This is a genomic window from Streptomyces sp. NPDC046308 (assembly GCF_055588065.1).
This window is the reverse complement of sequence record NZ_JBVJFB010000007.1, coordinates 180,910-194,532: the sequence shown is the minus strand read 5'-3', so window position 1 is coordinate 194,532 and position 13,623 is coordinate 180,910. Positions and strand designations below refer to the sequence as shown.

General features: G+C 70.8%; 12 protein-coding genes. 9 read left to right on the top strand and 3 right to left on the bottom strand.

Annotated features, from left to right (window positions below):
• Nucleotides 1-109 precede the first annotated feature (109 nt).
• Together thrS and ACZ6JT_RS26835 are read left to right on the top strand one after the other, a co-directional pair.
• Nucleotides 110-2,086, top strand: coding sequence for a threonine--tRNA ligase (gene thrS, locus ACZ6JT_RS26840; RefSeq protein WP_469213563.1), 1,977 nt, complete (start codon nt 110-112; stop codon nt 2,084-2,086).
• An 83-nt stretch (nt 2,087-2,169) separates the two neighbouring features.
• Nucleotides 2,170-2,730: an HIT family protein gene (locus ACZ6JT_RS26835; RefSeq protein ID WP_469213562.1), complete on the top strand. Its 561-nt coding sequence runs from the start codon at nt 2,170-2,172 to the stop codon at nt 2,728-2,730.
• 9 nt (nt 2,731-2,739) lie between these two features.
• On the opposite strand, the gene ACZ6JT_RS26830 is transcribed toward ACZ6JT_RS26835, so the two are convergent.
• From ACZ6JT_RS26830 to ACZ6JT_RS26820, 3 genes are all read right to left on the bottom strand, one after another.
• On the bottom strand, nt 2,740-3,171 hold the full coding sequence (locus ACZ6JT_RS26830) for a DnaJ family domain-containing protein (RefSeq protein ID WP_469213561.1): 432 nt from the start codon (nt 3,169-3,171) through the stop codon (nt 2,740-2,742).
• A gap of 41 nt (nt 3,172-3,212) precedes the next feature.
• Nucleotides 3,213-4,874, bottom strand: a complete 1,662-nt coding sequence (locus ACZ6JT_RS26825; RefSeq protein ID WP_469213559.1) for a hypothetical protein — start codon at nt 4,872-4,874, stop codon at nt 3,213-3,215.
• A gap of 141 nt (nt 4,875-5,015) precedes the next feature.
• The gene (locus tag ACZ6JT_RS26820; protein ID WP_469213558.1) at nt 5,016-7,211 is read right to left on the bottom strand and encodes an elongation factor G-like protein EF-G2; all 2,196 of its coding nucleotides are present in this window, start codon (nt 7,209-7,211) and stop codon (nt 5,016-5,018) included.
• A 357-nt stretch (nt 7,212-7,568) separates the two neighbouring features.
• Between ACZ6JT_RS26820 and pgsA the strand changes: the two genes are divergently transcribed.
• From pgsA to ACZ6JT_RS26785, 7 genes are all read left to right on the top strand, one after another.
• Nucleotides 7,569-8,234: a phosphatidylinositol phosphate synthase gene (gene pgsA, locus ACZ6JT_RS26815; protein ID WP_376615485.1), complete on the top strand. Its 666-nt coding sequence runs from the start codon at nt 7,569-7,571 to the stop codon at nt 8,232-8,234.
• A complete protein-coding gene (locus ACZ6JT_RS26810) occupies nt 8,234-9,136 on the top strand; it encodes a phosphatidylinositol mannoside acyltransferase (protein WP_469213556.1) in 903 nt (300 codons plus the stop codon). Before pgsA ends, ACZ6JT_RS26810 begins: the two co-directional genes overlap by 1 nt.
• On the top strand, nt 9,136-10,311 hold the full coding sequence (locus ACZ6JT_RS26805; RefSeq protein WP_469213554.1) for a glycosyltransferase family 4 protein: 1,176 nt from the start codon (nt 9,136-9,138) through the stop codon (nt 10,309-10,311). The genes ACZ6JT_RS26810 and ACZ6JT_RS26805 overlap by 1 nt, the downstream gene beginning before the upstream one ends.
• Before the next feature lie 167 nt (nt 10,312-10,478).
• The gene (locus tag ACZ6JT_RS26800; protein WP_365477560.1) at nt 10,479-11,021 is read left to right on the top strand and encodes a LemA family protein; all 543 of its coding nucleotides are present in this window, start codon (nt 10,479-10,481) and stop codon (nt 11,019-11,021) included.
• Nucleotides 11,022-11,149: 128 nt separating this feature from the next.
• The gene (gene pdxS, locus ACZ6JT_RS26795) at nt 11,150-12,067 is read left to right on the top strand and encodes a pyridoxal 5'-phosphate synthase lyase subunit PdxS (RefSeq protein WP_030706266.1); all 918 of its coding nucleotides are present in this window, start codon (nt 11,150-11,152) and stop codon (nt 12,065-12,067) included.
• 8 nt (nt 12,068-12,075) lie between these two features.
• A complete protein-coding gene (gene pdxT, locus ACZ6JT_RS26790; protein ID WP_351289659.1) occupies nt 12,076-12,666 on the top strand; it encodes a pyridoxal 5'-phosphate synthase glutaminase subunit PdxT in 591 nt (196 codons plus the stop codon).
• Between the two features lie 57 nt (nt 12,667-12,723).
• Nucleotides 12,724-13,476, top strand: coding sequence for a YebC/PmpR family DNA-binding transcriptional regulator (locus tag ACZ6JT_RS26785; RefSeq protein WP_469213552.1), 753 nt, complete (start codon nt 12,724-12,726; stop codon nt 13,474-13,476).
• Nucleotides 13,477-13,623: the final 147 nt, after the last annotated feature.

The window sequence follows — 13,623 nt, the reverse complement described above, 5'->3', positions numbered from 1 at the left end:
GGCGCCGCCCCGGCCCGCGCGGTAACCGTTTAGCGGCGCGGCCACTCCGCTCGGTACGATTCACGCGCGCAGTGTTCGCTCGCGCACCCCCAGAGTTCAGGAGAGACCGGTGTCAGACGTCCGTGTGATCATCCAACGCGATTCCGAGCGGGACGAGCGCGTGGTGGCCACGGGCACTACGGCGGCCGAGCTCTTCGCCGGCGAGCGCACCATCGTCGCCGCGCGCGTCGCGGGCGAGCTGAAGGACCTCGCGTACGAGGTGAAGGACGGCGAGACCGTCGAGCCGGTGGAGATCTCCTCCGAGGACGGCCTGAACATCCTGCGCCACTCGACCGCGCACGTCATGGCCCAGGCCGTGCAGGAGCTCTTCCCCGAGGCCAAGCTGGGCATCGGCCCGCCGGTCCGGGACGGCTTCTACTACGACTTCGACGTGGCCCGGCCCTTCACCCCGGAGGACCTGAAGGCCGTCGAGAAGAAGATGCAGGAGATCCAGAAGCGCGGCCAGCGCTTCTCCCGCCGCGTCGTCACCGACGAGGCGGCCCGCGAGGAGCTGGCGGACGAGCCGTACAAGCTGGAGCTCATCGGCATCAAGGGTTCCGCGTCGACCGACGACGGGGCGAACGTCGAGGTGGGCGGCGGCGAGCTGACCATCTACGACAACCTCGACGCGAAGACCGGCGAGCTGTGCTGGAAGGACCTCTGCCGCGGTCCCCACCTGCCCACCACCCGCAACATCCCGGCCTTCAAGCTCATGCGCAACGCCGCCGCCTACTGGCGCGGCAGCGAGAAGAACCCGATGCTCCAGCGCATCTACGGCACCGCGTGGCCGTCGAAGGAGGAGCTGAAGGCCCACCTCGACTTCCTCGCCGAGGCCGAGAAGCGCGACCACCGCAAGCTCGGCAACGAGCTGGACCTCTTCTCGATCCCGGACGAGATCGGCTCCGGCCTCGCCGTCTTCCACCCGCGCGGCGGCATCATCCGCCGGACCATGGAGGACTACTCGCGCCGCCGGCACGAGGAGGAGGGCTACGAGTTCGTCTACTCCCCGCACGCCACCAAGGGCGCCCTCTTCGAGAAGAGCGGGCACCTGGACTGGTACGCGGAGGGCATGTACCCCCCCATGCAGCTCGACGGTGGTACCGACTACTACCTGAAGCCCATGAACTGCCCGATGCACAACCTGATCTTCGACGCGCGCGGCCGCTCCTACCGCGAACTGCCGCTGCGCCTGTTCGAGTTCGGCACCGTGTACCGGTACGAGAAGTCCGGCGTGGTGCACGGCCTGACCCGTGCCCGCGGCTTCACCCAGGACGACGCGCACATCTACTGCACCCGTGAGCAGATGGCGGAGGAGCTCGACCGCACGCTCACCTTCGTGCTGAACCTGCTGCGCGACTACGGTCTGACCGACTTCTACCTGGAGCTGTCGACCAAGGACCCGGAGAAGTTCGTCGGCTCGGACGAGGTCTGGGAGGAGGCCACGGCCGTCCTCCAGCAGGTGGCCGAGAAGCAGGGCCTCCCGCTGACCCCCGACCCGGGCGGCGCGGCCTTCTACGGCCCGAAGATCTCCGTGCAGGCGCGCGACGCCATCGGCCGCACCTGGCAGATGTCGACCGTGCAGCTCGACTTCAACCTGCCGGAGCGCTTCAACCTCGAGTACACCGCCCCGGACGGCTCCCGCCAGCGCCCGGTCATGATCCACCGTGCGCTGTTCGGTTCGATCGAGCGGTTCTTCGCCGTGCTGCTGGAGCACTACGCGGGCGCCATGCCGCCGTGGCTGGCCCCGGTCCAGGCGGTCGGCATCCCGATCGGCGACGGGCACGTCGAGTACCTGCAGGAGTTCGCCGCGGCGGCGAAGAAGCAGGGTCTGCGGGTCGAGGTGGACGCCTCCTCCGACCGCATGCAGAAGAAGATCCGCAACCACCAGAAGCTCAAGGTCCCCTTCATGATCATCGTCGGCGACGAGGACATGGCGGCGGGCACGGTCTCCTTCCGCTACCGCGACGGTTCGCAGGAGAACGGCATCGCCAAGGACGAGGCCCTGGCCAAGCTGGCCAAGGTCGTCGCGGACCGCGTCCAGGTCTGACCCGCGCGCCGGTCCCCGTGCGCGAGGCCCCCGGGAAGTGATCACTTCCCGGGGGCCTTCCTCGTACGCGAAGGCGAGGTCATATGCTTGCCGCCATGACGATTGAGCCGGAGCAGCAGATCGGTGTGGGCACGCAGGACGCGTTCCAGCGTCTGTGGACGCCCCACCGGATGGCCTACATCCAGGGGGAGAACAAGCCGACCGGCCCGGAGGCCGGGGACGGCTGTCCCTTCTGCGGGATTCCGGAGATGTCCGACGAGGACGGCCTCGTCGTGGCCCGCGGCCGGCACGTCTACGCCGTGCTGAACCTCTACCCGTACAACGGCGGCCACCTCATGGTCGTCCCGTACCGGCACGTCGCCGACTACACCGAGCTCGACGACCTGGAGACGGCCGAACTCGCGGACCTCACGAAGCGGGCGATGGTCGCGCTGCGCAAGGCCTCGGGTGCGCACGGTTTCAACATCGGCATGAACCAGGGCGCCGCCGCCGGGGCCGGCATCGCCGCGCACCTGCACCAGCACATCGTGCCCCGCTGGGGCGGGGACACGAACTTCATGCCGGTCGTCGGCCACACCAAGGTGCTGCCGCAACTGCTCGCGGACACCCGCCAGATGCTCGCCGACGCCTGGCCCGTCGGCTGATCGGCGACTTCAGCCAGGCGGCCGCTCCCCGCGGCTCGTGCGGTGCCCGCGGCCCTCGCGCCACGTCCGCACCACGGCCTCGACGTCGAACTCGGTCAGGCCCAGGGGCGGTCCCGGAGGGGGCCGGCGCAGGGCGGCGCGGATCTTCTCGTTGACCGCCGTGAGGACGTCCCGTACCTGACGCTCGGAGCGGGCCGCGAGGGCGGCTTCCCGGGCGTCCTGCGCCTCCTTGCGCAGCGCGAGCGCCGGAGGCAGGACGGCGAACCCCTCGCGGTGCAGCTTGCCCTTGATCCACCACAGCTCGTCGTACGGCGCGTCGAGGGAGGCCAGCGGCTTGCCGTAGCCGGGCAGATTCTCGAATTCGCCCCGCTCGGCGGCCTGCCGGATCTGCCGGTCCACGAAGGACTCGAAGCCGACGCCGGGCGGTTTGCGCTCGGTCATGGTCCCTCCTCCGGATGGCCCTCCGCCTGGACCCAGGCTACCTACGCGTCGTAGACGTCGGCCTTGCGCGGCGACGGCTCCTGGATGAGGCCGCTCATGATCGAGGAGCGGTTGGTGAAGCGTTCGGTGTCGACGCCGTTCTCCTCCAGCACCCTGAAGGTGGCGGCGTGGATCGCGCGCAGGACCGGAGCCACCGTGCGCAGGGCGTCGTCGGCCATGAACCGGTGGCGCCACATCGAGCTCGCCCAGACGTGCCGCAGGCCGAAGGGCTCGGGCAGGACCAGCTTGCCGCCGAAGAAGTCCAGGATCGGCGGGTACCAGGTCAGCGGGGCCCGGACGGCCAGCCGTACCACCTCCTGGGCGTCCACCAGCGGCAGCGGGCGCTCCACGGTCTCCCAGAAGCGGATGCTCTTGGGCACCTCCACCACCGGGGCCGCGGACTTCGTCGTGAACAGACCGTGTACGGGGCCCAGGGCGTGCGCGGTGACGTCCACGCGCAGGGTCTTGTAGAGCACGGTGACCGTGACCAGCATGTTGATGACCAGCTGGCCGTCCCAGAGCGGGTACTGGATGCCCAGGTAGTGCCGGTTCCCGGCGTTGAACTGCTGTTCGTTGCAGATCCGGGTGATCTCGTGCGGCTTGACGAGGAAGGCGTCGACGTTCTCGCCGGTGGGGCGGGCCACCTCGGCGGCGCCCTCGCCGACCGGGGTGACGATCCAGTGCTGGATCGCGGCGGGTGGGAAGCCGCCGGTGTGCAGGGGGCCCCGCTCGAGTTTGCGGAGCTCGGCGTCGATCCCGCGTATGACGTCCCAGCTGCGGAAGGGGTGCATCTCCATCCCCTCGGTCCTCGGGGCGAGCTCCTCGGCCATCTGCCAGCTGCCCCAGCGGGTGCCCATGCCGAGGATGCCCTTGGGGCCCGCGTAGAAGACCTGGTTGCTGCGGTCCTCGGCGGTGAGCTTGGCGAGCTGGTGGCGCAGGTCCTCGCGCGCCTTCTCGTCGGGGTTGCCCGGCACGGCCTCGGGGATCTTGGCGCCGATCCCGTCGCCGGAGAGCAGTCCGTCCCAGCGGGCGCGCAGGTCCCTGGCGGTGGCCTCGCAGGTCCGGCGGGCGAGCAGCCAGCCCAGGGCCGGGGCGATGATCATGCCGCGTGCGTAGAGCCCGAGGAAGCCGGTGAGCGGCAGCCGGAACATCAGGATCGCCACCACGACGCCCACGCCGACCAGGAGGGCGGTGCCGATCCAGGAGCCGCGCCCCTTGCCGGCCAGGCTCTTGCGGAGCTGGAACAGGCCCAGCCACAGCAGCAGACCGGGCAGGAACAGCACTCCGCAGACCAGAGTGATCAGCCGGAGCCGGCGGTCGCGCTCCTTGCGGATGCGGGAGGCGGCCAGGCAGTGCTCCACGACCGTCTGCGGATCGGCCCCGAAGGACTGGATCAGCGGCTTGCGACCCGGGCCGAGGGTGCGGACCTCGACGGCCCGGCAGAAGGCCTCGCCGAGGCTGGGCTCGAAGAGGGAGATCTTCGGGGGCTTGACGGTGGCCGGGTGGAGCTCGCTGTTCGCGGTGAGTATCTTCTCCAGCCTGCTGTCCTTGCCGCCGTCGCGGTACGCGGCCGAGGCGAGGGCGTTGGTCGCCGCCGTCTGCCCACCGCCACCCTGGAGAGGAATCTGCGCTCCGGGCCTGAAGTCGAATCCGTCGTCCGCCACCGCTGCCCCCATCGCTGTGCGTTCGTGCTCTTTTGGTGCGCCGATGAGCCTATCGGCGGATCTCGCCCCATGGTCATGGGACAGGGAAATGCCGCCCACCGCAAGCTGGTTGGGTGGGCGGCCATCCCGGCGCTATGTCAACTAGCTTCCCTTCTCAGCCTGTTCGCGCACCTTTTCCGCGATCTGGGGTGGCATGGGTTCGTGGCGGGCGTAGGCCCGGGCGAAGCGGCCCGTGCCGTGCGAGACGGAGCGCAGCTCGACGGCGTAGCGGCCGATCTCGATCTCGGGGATCTCGGCGCGGACCCGGGTGCGCCCCGGGCCGGCCTGGTCGGTGCCGACGACGCGGCCGCGGCGGCCCGCGAGGTCGCTCATGACCGGGCCCACGTACTCGTCGGGGATGAGGACGGCGAGCTCGGCGACCGGTTCGAGCAGGTCGATGCGGGCCTCGGCGGCGGCCTCGCGCAGGGCGAGGGCGCCCGCCGTCTGGAAGGCGGCGTCGGAGGAGTCCACCGAGTGGGCCTTGCCGTCGAGGAGGGTGACGCGGACGTCGACCAGCGGGTAGCCGGCCGCGACCCCGCGGGCGGCCTGGCCCCGTACGCCCTTCTCCACGGACGGGATGAACTGGCGGGGCACGGCGCCGCCCACCACCTTGTCGACGAACTCGATGCCGCTGCCCGGCGGGAGCGGCTCCACCTCGATCTCGCAGATGGCGAACTGGCCGTGGCCGCCGGACTGCTTGACGTGCCGACCGCGGCCGGCGGCCTTGACGCCGAAGGTCTCGCGCAGGCTCACCTTGTGCGGGACGGGGTCGACCTGGACGCCGTAGCGGGTGCGCAGCCGCTCCAGGGCGACGTCCTGGTGGGCCTCGCCGAGGCACCACAGGACGACCTGGTGGGTGTGCGGGTTCTGCTCCAGCCGCATGGTGGGGTCCTCGGCGACGAGCCGGGCCAGGCCCTGGGAGAGCTTGTCCTCGTCGGCCTTGCTGTGGGCCTCGATGGCGAGGGGGAGCAGCGGGTCGGGCATGGTCCAGGGCTCCATGAGGAGCGGGTCGTCCTTGGCGGAAAGGGTGTCGCCCGTCTCCGCGCGGGTGAGTTTGGCCACGCAGGCCAGGTCGCCGGCGATGCACCGGGTGAGGGCGCGCTGCTGTTTGCCGAAGGGGGCGGTGAGGGTGCCGATCCGCTCGTCGACGTCGTGGTCCTCGTGGCCGCGGTCGGCGAGTCCGTGCCCGCTGACGTGGACGGTCTCCTCGGGGGTCAGGGTGCCGGAGAAGACGCGGACGAGGGAGACGCGGCCGACGTACGGGTCGGAGGAGGTCTTGACGACCTCGGCGACGAGGGGGCCGGCGGGATCGCAGGTGACCTCGCGACGGGCGGAGCCGTCGGGCCGGGTGACGGTGACGGCGGCGTGTTCCAGCGGGGTGGGGAAGCCGCCGGTTACCAGCTCGAGGAGTTCCACCGTGCCGAGCCCCTGGCGGGCGCCGTCGCCGGCGGGCGCGGCCATCAGGACGGGGTGGAAGGTGCCGCGGGCGACGGCCCGCTCCAGGTCGTCCACGAGGGTCTTGACGTCGATGTCCTCGCCGCCGAGGTAGCGGTCCATGAGGCTCTCGTCCTCGCTCTCGGCGATGATCCCCTCGATGAGGCGGGAGCGGGCGTCGGCGATCAGCGCGAGCTCGGCGGGGTCCGGGTCGCGCTCCACGCGCTCGCCGGAGGCGTAGTCGTAGACGCGCTGGGAGAGCAGGCCGAGGAGACCGGTGACGGGGGCGTGGCCGTCGGGGCCGGCGGGGCCGTGCAGGGGCAGGTAGAGGGGGATGACCGCGTCGGGGTCCTCGCCGCCGAAGATCTCGCCGCAGACGGTGGTCATCTGCGCGTAGTCGGAGCGGGCGGCCTCCAGGTGGGTCACGACGATGGCGCGGGGCATGCCGACGGCCTCGCACTCGTCCCAGACCATGCGGGTGGCCCCGTCGATGCCGTCCGAGGCCGAGACGACGAAAAGGGCCGCGTCCGCGGCGCGCAGACCGGCCCTGAGTTCCCCGACGAAGTCGGCGTATCCGGGGGTGTCCAGAATGTTGATCTTGATCCCGCCCCATTCGACGGGGACGAGGGAGAGCTGTACGGAGCGTTGCCGGCGGTGCTCGATCTCGTCGTAGTCGGAGATCGTGGCACCGTCCTCGACGCGGCCGGCCCGGTTGACCGCTCCGGCGGTCAGGGCGAGGGCTTCGACCAGCGTGGTCTTGCCCGATCCGCTGTGGCCGACCAGCACGACGTTCCGGATGGAGGAGGGGCGGTCGGCCGTCAGTGCCCTGCCGGCGGCTCCGGCTTGGTGTGATGTGGCTCCCATGGTGCTCGTACCTCCCGGTGGTGACGGTGAGGAGGGTGGGTTCCTTGATCGGTTTCCCGAGGGGGTCCGCGATCGGTCGGGTGATCGGTTTCGTGATCGGATCCGGTGATCGGTTCCTCGCGCGCTTCCTCGGATGAGGAACACGGGGTTCTTCGAGCTTTGCACTGGTGTCACACCGCGTCCATACGTCGTACCGGGCGCGTACGCGGGGCGCACCGGAGGGGGTCCGTGACGTGAAGTACGTCTTACACGGCACGAACCGGTGGGTGCGCGGCGTTCGGGCGGCGGCGTGCTGGCTACGATGGGCCAGCCGGTGGCCGTGGTGGCCGTGCGGCCCAGCGACCCTCCGGGAAGGCCATGCTGAACAAGTACGCGCGTGCATTCTTCACGCGTGTTCTCACGCCATTCGCCGCTTTTCTGCTCCGGCGGGGGGTGAGCCCGGACGCGGTCACCCTGATCGGCACGGCCGGAGTGGTGGCGGGAGCGCTGTTCTTCTTCCCCCGGGGCGAGTTCTTCTGGGGCACGATCACCATCACCCTCTTCGTCTTCTCCGACCTGGTGGACGGGAACATGGCCCGCCAGGCCGGGATCTCCAGCCGCTGGGGAGCCTTCCTCGACTCCACCCTCGACAGGGTGGCGGACGCGGCGATCTTCGGCGGTCTCGCGCTCTGGTACGCGGGATCCGGGAACGACAACGTGCTCTGCGCGGTGGCGATCTTCTGCCTGGCCAGCGGCCAGGTGGTGTCGTACACCAAGGCGCGCGGCGAGTCGATCGGGCTGCCGGTGGCCGTCAACGGGCTCATCGAACGGGCCGAACGCCTGGTGATCTCGCTGGTCGCGGCCGGCCTGTCGGGCCTCCAGACCTTCGGCGTGCCGTCCTGGATCGGGGTGCTGCTGCCGATCGCGCTGTGGATCGTGGCCGTGGGCTCGCTCGTCACGCTGATCCAGCGGGTGGTCACCGTACGCCGCGAGTCGGCCGAGGCCGACGCCGAGGCTGCCGCCGCCGACGGTGGCGCGGCCTGATGGGCAGCGCACAGGACAAGCTGGTCAGCGGGCTGTACGGGCTCGGCTGGGCCGGGGTCAAGAAGCTGCCCGAACCGGCCGCGGTGGCCCTCGGCCGCCGGATCGCGGACTTCGCGTGGAAGCGCCGCGGCAAGAGCGTGCTGCGGCTGGAGTCGAACCTGGCCCGGGTGGTGCCCGACGCAGGTCCGGAGCGGCTGCGGGAGCTGTCGCAGGCGGGCATGCGCTCGTACATGCGGTACTGGATGGAGTCCTTCCGGCTGCCGACCATGGACCCGGCGCGGTTCGGCACGGACGTCCGGTTCCAGGACGAGCAGATCCTGCGCGACGCCCTCGCCTCCGGGCGCGGCGTCGTCGTCGCGCTCCCGCACCTCGCCAACTGGGACCTCGCCGGGGCCTGGGCCATCGGCCACATCGGGGTGCCGTTCACCACGGTCGCCGAGCGGCTCAAGCCCGAGAGCCTCTACGACCGCTTCGTGGCCTACCGGGAGAGCCTGGGCATGGAGGTCCTGCCGCACAGCGGCGGCGCCGCCTTCGGCACGCTGGCCCGCCGACTGCGCTCCGGCGGCCTGGTCTGCCTGGTCGCGGACCGGGACCTGTCGGCCTCCGGGGTCGAGGTGGACTTCTTCGGCTCCACGGCGAGGATGCCGGCCGGGCCGGCGCTGCTGGCCCAGCAGACCGGTGCGGTCCTGCTCCCGGCCACCCTGCACTACGGCGACACGCCGACGATGTACGGCCGGATCCACCCCGAGGTGGAGGTGCCGAAGACGGGCACGCGGACCGAGAAGACCGCCGTCATGACGCAGGCGGTGGCGGACGCCTTCGCCTGGGGGATCGCCGAGCACCCGGAGGACTGGCACATGCTGCAGCGACTGTGGCTGGACGACCTGGAGGAGCGCGCGTAGTGAAGATCGGCATCGTGTGCCCGTACTCGTGGGACGTGCCCGGTGGCGTCCAGTTCCACATCCGGGATCTGGCCGAGCACCTGATCCGGCTCGGCCACGAGGTGTCGGTCCTGGCCCCGGCGGACGACGAGACCCCGCTGCCGCCCTACGTGGTCTCGGCCGGGCGGGCGGTGCCGGTGCCCTACAACGGCTCGGTGGCCCGCCTGAACTTCGGGTTCCTCTCCGCCGCGCGGGTCCGGCGCTGGCTGCACGACGGCACCTTCGACGTGATCCACATCCACGAGCCGGCCTCGCCCTCGCTGGGGCTGCTGTCCTGCTGGGCGGCGCAGGGCCCGATCGTGGCCACCTTCCACACCTCGAACCCGCGCTCGCGCGCCATGATCGCGGCGTACCCGATCCTCCAGCCGGCCCTGGAGAAGATCAGCGCGCGGATCGCGGTGAGCGAGTACGCGCGGCGCACGCTGGTCGAGCACCTCGGCGGCGACGCGGTCGTCATCCCCAACGGCGTCGACGTGGACTTCTTCGCCAAGGCCGACCCGAACCCCGACTGGTCCGGACAGACCCTGGGCTTCATCGGCCGCATCGACGAACCGCGCAAGGGCCTGCCGGTGCTGATGGCGGCCTTCCCGAAGATCGTGGAGGCCTGTCCGGACGTACGGCTGCTGGTCGCGGGCCGCGGCGACGAGGAGGAGGCCGTGGCCTCGCTGCCGGCGGAACTGCGCCCGCGGGTCGAATTCCTCGGCATGGTCTCGGACGAGGACAAGGCCCGGCTGCTGCGCAGCGTCGACGTGTACGTCGCCCCGAACACGGGCGGCGAGAGCTTCGGCATCATCCTGGTCGAGGCCCTGTCGGCGGGCGCCGCGGTCCTGGCCTCGGACCTGGACGCCTTCGCGCAGGTCCTGGACCAGGGCAGGGCCGGCGACCTCTTCGCCAACGAGAACGCCGACGCCCTGGCGACGGCGGCGATCGCCCTCCTGCGCGACCCGGCCCGCCGGGAGCGGCTCAGCGCCAGCGGCTCGGCGCACGTCCGCCGCTTCGACTGGTCCACGGTCGGCGCGGACATCCTGGCGGTCTACGAAACGGTCACCGACGGCGCCGCGGCGGTGGCCGAGGACGACCGCGGCACCGGCCTGCGCACCCGCCTGGGCTTCTCGAAGGACACCTCGCCCTCCTGAGGCTTCACCCCCCGGCGCAGACGACCCGCTCGGGCCGGCCGCCGGGGGCGAGGCTCACCTCGTGGACCACGCACTCCCGGGTGGTCATGCGGATCCGGTCGGGGAGCCCGGACCGGGGCGAGGGGCGATGAACGCCCGGCCCACGTGGAGCGGTAGGGTCGCGCAGCGTGATCGAAACCCTTGTCTGGATCGCCCTGGCTCTCGGAGTCATCGGGGTCTACCTCAGCTGGACCGCCGGCCGGCTGGACCGGCTGCACTCGCGGATGGACGCCTCGCGGGCCGCGCTCGACGCGCAGCTCGTACGGCGGGCCTCCGTGGTGCTGGAGGTGGCCACCTCCGGGGTGCTCGACCCCGCCTCCTCGCTGGTGCTGTACGAGGCCGCGCACGCCGCCCGGCAGGCCGAGGAGGAGCACCGGGAGGTCGCCGAGAGCGAGCTCAGCCAGGCGCTGCGGGCGGTCTTCGCCGACGCCGACCAGGTCGAGGTGCTCAAGGCGGCGCCCGGCGGGGCGCAGGCCACCGAGGAGCTGGCCGCGGCCGTCCGCCGGGTGCCCATGGCCCGCCGCTTCCACAACGACGCCGTACGGGCCGCCCGCGCGCTGCGCCGCCACCGCAAGGTCCGCTGGTTCAGACTGGCCGGGCACGCCCCGTTCCCGCTGGCCTTCGAAATGGACGACGAGCCCCCGGTGGATCTTGCCGATCGGCCCACCTAGGGCCGTGAGGGACAAATGAAGGAGCCACAGGCTCCACATTGGCCCTTGTAGTGGACTGACCCCGTGCGGTTTCCTCGGGCAGGTAGTACCCGTCTCCCTTTCGAGTTCCCTTCGAGTGAGGTCAATCCGTGAGCACGCTTCCCACCTCCCCCCAGTCCGCCGAGTCGGCGATCGGCACCTCGCGCGTCAAGCGCGGCATGGCCGAGCAGCTGAAGGGCGGCGTGATCATGGACGTGGTCAACGCCGAGCAGGCGAAGATCGCCGAGGACGCGGGCGCCGTCGCCGTCATGGCCCTCGAGCGGGTCCCGGCCGACATCCGCAAGGACGGCGGGGTCGCCCGCATGTCCGACCCCAACATGATCGAAGAGATCATCGAGGCCGTCTCCATCCCGGTCATGGCCAAGTCCCGCATCGGCCACTTCGTCGAGGCCCAGGTCCTGCAGTCCCTCGGCGTCGACTACATCGACGAGTCCGAGGTCCTGACCCCGGCCGACGAGGTCAACCACTCCGACAAGTGGGCGTTCACCACCCCCTTCGTCTGCGGTGCCACCAACCTGGGCGAGGCCCTGCGCCGCATCGCCGAGGGCGCGGCCATGATCCGCTCGAAGGGCGAGGCCGGCACGGGCAACGTCGTCGAGGCCGTCCGCCACCTGCGCCAGATCAAGAACGAGATCGCCCGCCTGCGCGGCTACGACAACAACGAGCTGTTCGCCGCCGCCAAGGAGCTGCGCGCCCCGTACGAGCTCGTCAAGGAGGTCGCCGAGCTCGGCAAGCTCCCGGTCGTGCTGTTCTCCGCCGGTGGCGTCGCCACCCCCGCCGACGCCGCGCTGATGCGCCAGCTCGGTGCCGAGGGCGTCTTCGTGGGCTCCGGCATCTTCAAGTCCGGCGACCCGGCCAAGCGTGCCGCTGCCATCGTGAAGGCCACCACCTTCTACGACGACCCGAAGATCATCGCGGACGCCTCCCGCAACCTGGGCGAGGCCATGGTCGGCATCAACTGCGACACCCTGCCCGAGGCCGAGCGCTACGCCAACCGCGGCTGGTAGTCACTGTCATGACCACCCCCGTGATTGGTGTCCTGGCCCTCCAGGGCGACGTACGGGAGCACCTGATCGCCCTGGCCGCGGCGGACGCCGTGGCCAGGCCGGTCCGGCGTCCCGAGGAGCTCGCCGAGATCGACGCCCTGGTGATCCCCGGCGGCGAGTCCACGACCATGTCGAAGCTGGCCGTGCTCTTCGGCATGCTGGAGCCGCTGCGCGAGCGCGTGGCCGCCGGCATGCCCGTGTACGGCACCTGCGCCGGCATGATCATGCTGGCCGACAAGCTCCTGGACGGCCGTGAGGACCAGGAGACCCTGGGCGGCATCGACATGATCGTCCGCCGCAACGCCTTCGGCCGCCAGAACGAGTCCTTCGAGGCGAAGATCGACTTCGCGGGCATCGAGGGCGGCCCGGTGGAGGGCGTCTTCATCCGCGCCCCCTGGGTCGAGTCCGTCGGCGGCGCCGCCGAGGTGCTCGCCACGTACGACGGCCACACGGTCGCCGTGCGCCAGGGCAACGTCCTCGCGACCTCGTTCCACCCCGAGCTGACCGGAGACGACCGAGTTCACGCGTACTTCGTCGACATGGTGCGCGCGGGGCTGTAACGGCGTCCCGGTAGGATCTGAGGCGAACATTGTTGGTGACGCGAAGGAGACAGGCAGATGTCCGGCCACTCTAAATGGGCTACGACGAAGCACAAGAAGGCCGTGGTTGACGCCAAGCGCGGCAAGCTCTTCGCGAAGCTGATCAAGAACATCGAGGTCGCGGCCCGTATGGGCGGTGCCGACATCGACGGCAACCCGACCCTCTTCGACGCCATCCAGAAGGCCAAGAAGAGCTCGGTCCCGAACAAGAACATCGACTCCGCGGTCAAGCGCGGCGGTGGCCTCGAGGCCGGCGGCGCCGACTACGAGACGATCATGTACGAGGGCTACGGCCCGAACGGCGTCGCGGTGCTCATCGAGTGCCTCACCGACAACCGCAACCGCGCCGCGTCCGACGTCCGCGTCGCCATGACCCGCAACGGCGGCTCGATGGCCGACCCGGGTTCGGTCTCGTACCTGTTCAACCGCAAGGGTGTCGTGCTCCTGCCCAAGGGCGACCTCTCCGAGGACGACGTCCTGGAGACGGTGCTCGAGGCCGGCGCCGAAGAGGTCAACGACCTCGGCGAGAGCTTCGAGATCATCAGCGAGGCCACCGACATGGTCGCGGTCCGCACCGCGCTCCAGGAGGCGGGCATCGACTACGACTCGGCCGACTCCAACTTCCTGCCGACCATGCAGGTCGAGCTGGACGAAGAGGGCGCGCGCAAGATCTTCAAGCTGATCGACGCGCTGGAGGACAGCGACGACGTGCAGAACGTCTTCGCCAACTTCGACGTCTCGGACGAGGTCATGGAGAAGGTCGACGCCTGACCGGCAGACCGTGCAGCAGCGGGGGGGGGGGGGGGGGAGCACCCCCCACCCCCCCCCCCCCCCCCCCTTTTTCCCCCCCCCCCCCCCCCACCCAACCCCAAACAAAAAACAAGAGAGAAGGAAACAGCATCCCCGCGACAAAAAAAA